General features: G+C 70.9%; 5 protein-coding genes. 2 read left to right on the top strand and 3 right to left on the bottom strand.

Features of this window, described 5'->3' with window-relative positions; translation table 11 throughout:
• A partial coding sequence (locus WH07_RS31435) for a response regulator (RefSeq protein WP_046507659.1) occupies positions 1-753 on the top strand: 753 nt, incomplete at its 5' end.
• A 152-nt stretch (positions 754-905) separates the two neighbouring features.
• Here WH07_RS31435 and WH07_RS31430 read toward each other — a convergent pair.
• The 3 genes from WH07_RS31430 to WH07_RS31420 form a co-directional block, all read right to left on the bottom strand.
• Positions 906-2,564: a long-chain fatty acid--CoA ligase gene (locus WH07_RS31430; RefSeq protein WP_046507656.1), complete on the bottom strand. Its 1,659-nt coding sequence runs from the start codon at positions 2,562-2,564 to the stop codon at positions 906-908.
• 163 nt (positions 2,565-2,727) lie between these two features.
• Positions 2,728-3,366: a SigE family RNA polymerase sigma factor gene (locus WH07_RS31425; protein WP_198533930.1), complete on the bottom strand. Its 639-nt coding sequence runs from the start codon at positions 3,364-3,366 to the stop codon at positions 2,728-2,730.
• 326 nt (positions 3,367-3,692) lie between these two features.
• Positions 3,693-3,995, bottom strand: a complete 303-nt coding sequence (locus WH07_RS31420; RefSeq protein ID WP_046507654.1) for a hypothetical protein — start codon at positions 3,993-3,995, stop codon at positions 3,693-3,695.
• Between the two features lie 346 nt (positions 3,996-4,341).
• Between WH07_RS31420 and WH07_RS31415 the strand changes: the two genes are divergently transcribed.
• A partial coding sequence (locus tag WH07_RS31415) for a bifunctional DNA primase/polymerase (protein ID WP_046507652.1) occupies positions 4,342-5,027 on the top strand: 686 nt, incomplete at its 3' end.

The following is a 5,027-nucleotide window of genomic DNA, read 5'->3' as shown; positions in this document are numbered from 1 at the left end:
CCCCAGCCCCGCCCCGTCGACGACGAACTCCCGCCCGAGCCGCTCGACAACCCCCGCCGTCTGCTCGTCTGGCCCGCGCCGGACGTCGCCACCCAGCAGGCGCTCAGCGACCGCGGCTACCGCCCGGTGGTCGTGCACTCCCGCGAGGAGGTCGACGCGCAGATCGCCGCGTTCCCCGCGGCCCTGTTCGTCGACCCGCTGACCGGCCCCATCACCCGTACCGCCCTCCAGTCGCTCCGCCAGGCCGCGGTCGCCGCCGAGGTCCCCGTACTGGTGACGGCGGGTCTGGGCCAGGCGACCCGCGAAGCGGCGTACGGTGCCGACCCCGCCGTACTCCTCAAGGCGCTGGCGCCGCGCGACAGCGAACAGCACCCGTCCCGTGTCCTGCTGATCGAGGAGCACGAGGAGATCGCGTTCGCCCTGACGGCCACGCTGGAGCGCCGCGGCATGCAGGTCGGCCGCGCGGCCACCGACGACGAGGCCGTCGCCCTCGCGTCCCAGATGCGGCCGAACCTGGTCGTCATGGATCTGATGCAGGTACGGCGGCGGCGCGCGGGAATCCTCGACTGGCTGCGTGCGAACGGCCAGTTGAACCGGACGCCGCTGGTCATCTACACCTCGGCGGGCATCGACCGCGCGGAACTGCCGCGGCTCGTGTCGGGGGAGACCGTACTGTTCCTCGCGGAGCGGTCGACCAGCACCGAGGTCCAGTCCCGGATCGTCGAGCTGCTCGCGAAGATCGGGACGAACTGACGAACTAGGGCCGGTCGTTTGGATCTTGCTGGGCTCGCCAGATCCAAACGAAAGAGCCTAGGCATACGGGCCGGCCGTACGTACGAACCGGGAAGCCGGGCGCGCCTTCGCAGGCGCCCCGGCCCACCGCTCCGGCCCTCGTCACGCCGGGGTCACACCAACGTGACCTCCAGCTCCCCCTCCGCGTACTGCTTGCGGATGACCTTCTTGTCGAATTTCCCGACACTCGTCTTGGGCACGGACCGCACCACCGCCCACCGCTCCGGAAGCTGCCACTTCGCGATGCTCCCGGCGAGAAACTCCTTCAGCGCCGCGTAGTCCGGCGCGGCACCGTCCTTCAGCACGACCGTCGCGAGCGGCCGTTCGCCCCACTTCTCGTCCGGTACGGCCACGACCGCCGCCTCCGCCACCTCCGGGTGCGCCATCAGCGCGTTCTCCAGCGCCACGCTGGAGATCCACTCCCCGCCGGACTTGATGACGTCCTTGGCGCGGTCGGTGAGGGTGAGATAGCCGTCGGGGCTGATGACCCCGACATCGCCCGTCCGCAGCCAGCCGTCGGGGCTGAACTTGTCATCGGGCCTGAAGGGTTCGGCCCCCGCGCCGCCGTAGTAGGCGCCCGCGATCCATGGCCCGCGTACCTCCAGCTCACCGGCCGACTCGCCGTCCCATGGCAGGAAGTCGCCACCGGGCCCGGCGAGCCGCGCCTCGACACCGGCCGGGAACCGGCCCTGGGTGATGCGGTACGGCCACTCCTCGTCGGCCGTCAGCCCGGACGGCGGGTTGGACGTCGTACCGAGCGGCGAGGTCTCCGTCATGCCCCAGGCATGGCAGAGCCGTACGCCGAGCTTGTCGTACGCCTCCATCAGCGCCGGCGGACAGGCGGAGCCACCGATGGTGACACGGGCCATCGAGGTCAGATCGCGCGGGCGCTCGGTGACCTCGGCGAGCAGCCCCTGCCAGAGGGTGGGCACGGCGGCGGCGTGGGTGGGCCGCTCGGTCTCGATCATCTCGGCGAGCGGGGCGGGCTGGAGGAAGCGGTCGGGCATCAGCATGTTCACGCCGACCATAAAGGTGGCGTGGGGCAGCCCCCAGGCGTTCACATGGAACTGGGGTACGACGATCAGCGTCGTGTCCCTGTCCGTCAGCCCCATCGACTCGCCCATGTTGGCCTGCATGGAGTGCAGATAGATGGAGCGGTGGGAGTAGACGACGCCCTTGGGATCGCCGGTGGTGCCGGAGGTGTAGCACATGGCCGCGCCGGCGCGTTCGTCCAGCTCGGGCCAGTCGAATACGGCGGGACGTCCGGCGATGAGTTCCTCGTACTCATGCACCCGCACCCGGCCCTGACCGGTCACCGCGTCGAGCGGCGTGCGGTCCCCGGGACCGGAGACGATGACGTGCTCGACGGTCGGGAGATGCGGGAGGAGCGGGGCGAGCAGCGGCAGGAGGGAGCCGTTCGCGATGACGACGCGGTCGGCGGCGTGGTTGACGATCCAGACGAGCTGTTCGGCCGGGAGCCGGAGATTGAGGGTGTGGAGGATCGCGCCCATGGAGGGGACGGCGAGATACGCCTCCAGATGGTCGGCGTTGTTCCACATGAGGGTCGCGACGCGTTCGTCCGCGCCGACGCCGAGTTCATCGCGCAGCGCGCCGGCGAGCCGTGTCGCGCGGGCGCCGACCTCGGCGAAGCTGCGGCGCTCCGGCTCGCTTCCGCCGGTCCAGGTCGTGACCTGTGACGATCCGTGGATGGTCATCCCGTGGTGCAGGATGCGGGTCACTGTCAGTGGTACGTCCTGCATGGTGCTCAGCACTGCGTCCTCCCGGTGGGCGCTTGCGCTACGCGGCGGATGGGTTGCGCAGATTCTGCGCACGTACCGTGCGGTATGTCACTACCCGGGAGTAGAACCGACCGTCTCCGAGGCCCGAAAGCCGTAGCCGTAGCGGCAGTCGGAGCCGTACGGTCGGGGACCGCCGTCAGCGGACCGGGGACAGGTCCGGGTCGTCGCGGAGTTTGCCGAGCGCCCGGGACACCGCGCTCTTGACCGTACCGACCGAGACCCCGAGCACCTCGGCGGTCTGGGCCTCGCTGAGATCCTCGTAGTACCGCAGGACCACCATCGCCCGCTGGCGGTCGGGCAGCTTCATCACCGCGCGCCACATCGCGTCGTGCAGGACCTGCCGCTCGGCGGGGTCCGGCTCCGGCAGGTCCACGGGCTCGGGCAGTTCGTCGCAGGCGAACTCGTCGACCTTGCGCTTGCGCCACTGCGAGGTACGGGTGTTGAGCAGGGCGCGGCGGACATAGCCGTCCAGCGCGCGGTGGTCCTCGATCCGGTCCCAGGCGACATAGGTCTTGGTGAGGGCCGTCTGGAGCAGGTCCTCCGCGTCGGACGGGTTGGAGGTGAGGGAACGGGCCGTACGCAGCAGTACGGGCCCCCGCGCCCGTACGTACGACGAGAACGACGCGTATGTCGTGCAGACGGAATGGGACACGGACGGCGCGGCATGCTGTGCCGACGGCGCGGTGCGCTGGGCGGACGGCGCGAGATGTGTGTACGGCGCGTGCAGGGCCGGCTTGGCGGCGATGGAGGCGCTCGTGCAGACAGGCGTGGTCATGGCTCCACGCTAGGAGTGAGCCCCACCTCGGGGGATCGGCCCAAGGTCCCGAAGAGATGTCCCCCTCAGGGTGTAGGGGTGGTGCCGGCCCCACCTCCTGAAGGTGGAGGAGGCCCGGGCTCCCGTCAGGGTCGCCCCGGACATGCGGCGCGCGTACGGCAGCGGGCCGGACCCGGCGTACGACCGGCGGCGACAGCGCGGCACGGGGGCGGGTCGGCACGGGGCGGCACGGGGCGCCGCCGGAAAACGGACTGCGCGACGGCACCGAAGTGCCGCCGCGCAGACCATCGTTCACCCCTCGGTCACGCCCCCCGTCGGGCCTTGTGTCACCAATCGTTGCCGAAGTTCACCGCGATGTTCTCGTTGGACTGGTCGATGGTCGTGAAGCCCGCACCGATCACGTTTGCCGTGTTGTTCTGGTTGGACGCGCCGGCACCGGTCGCCACCTGCTGCGTGGTCGTCGAGTTGCCGAAGTTGTGACCGCCCACACCGCCGACCAGTGTGGCGACGCTCGCGTTCCAGTCGGAGAACGCGTCGTCGTCGGCCTGGGCCACGCCGGTGAACAGCGCTGCGGCGAGGGGCAGCGCGGCAAGAGCGGCGAAGGCACGAGCGGTACGGAAGCTTGCCATGTCATTCCTCCAGGAACGAGAAGTACGGGTGTGCCCAAGGCAGTTGGCCGACCGCCCCGGTCGTTGTGTCGACGTCGCGACCTCAGATTGCCCACCGAATCCCCCGCGAACCAGACCGGAGATGCCGATTCCCTCGCAAGCGTGATGACAAGTCGATAAACCCCTATGCGCCCCCAAACCGATAGTTCACCCCTCAAGGTGTCGACAAATCCCTGCCCTCACGCGGAGCCGATGGAGGGCGAAGTCACTGGCAGGCAAGAGGTGAATCGTTTCTCCACAGCCCTGCCCGGCCGCCCGAGGACGGCTCCCCCTTTCTTTCTTCGAACGTCTGTACGAACATAGAAGCATGGCCATCACCGCCCGGCACACCACCACGCTGGCCCTCGCTCACGCGCTGTCCGCCGCCGAACGCGGGCTCCCCGTCATCCCCCTGTCCCCCACCAAGCTTCCGGCGCTGCGCTCACCCCACCGGGACGAGCCCCGGCGGGCCCACTGCCGCGGCGAATGCGGACTGCTCGGCCACGGGGTGTACGACGCCACCACCGACCCCGCCGGCGTACGCGCCCTCTTCGCCGCCGCGCCATGGGCGACCGGCTACGGCATCGCCTGCGGCCGGCCACCGCACCAGCTCATCGGGATCGACCTGGACGTCACGCCGACGGGAGGGGACGGACCGGCGTCCGGGGCCGAGCGGGGGCCGGCTCCGGCGGCCCCGCCGGATTCGCTCGCCGCGCTCCAGCAGCTCGCCCTCCAGCACCTCTTCACGCTGCCGGAGACCGTGATCGTCCTGACGCCCAGCGGCGGCCGGCACATCTGGCTGACCGGCCCGGCGAACGTCGTCGTACCCAACTCCGCGGGCCGGCTCGCCCCCGGTATCGACGTCCGCGGCGCGGGCGGCTATCTGGTCGGCCCCGGTTCGGTCACGGCCCGTGGCGCGTACCGGCTCGCCCCCGGTACGGAGCATCTCGCGCCCGCGCCCTGCCCCCGGGCGCTCCTGCGCCTGCTCATGCCTCCCCCGGCACGCCCCCAGCC

This window comes from Streptomyces odonnellii, from assembly GCF_000981895.1.
GTDB classification, from domain to species: Bacteria; Actinomycetota; Actinomycetes; order Streptomycetales; family Streptomycetaceae; genus Streptomyces; species Streptomyces odonnellii.
This window is presented reverse-complemented; position numbering and strand designations above follow the sequence as displayed.

Excerpts from the sequence above, each read along its gene's own strand:
- WH07_RS31425 (WP_198533930.1), bottom strand. The coding sequence starts at position 3,366 with ATGACCACGCCTGTCTGCACGAGCGCCTCCATCGCCGCCAAGCCGGCC.
- WH07_RS31420 (WP_046507654.1), bottom strand. The coding sequence starts at position 3,995 with ATGGCAAGCTTCCGTACCGCTCGTGCCTTCGCCGCTCTTGCCGCGCTG.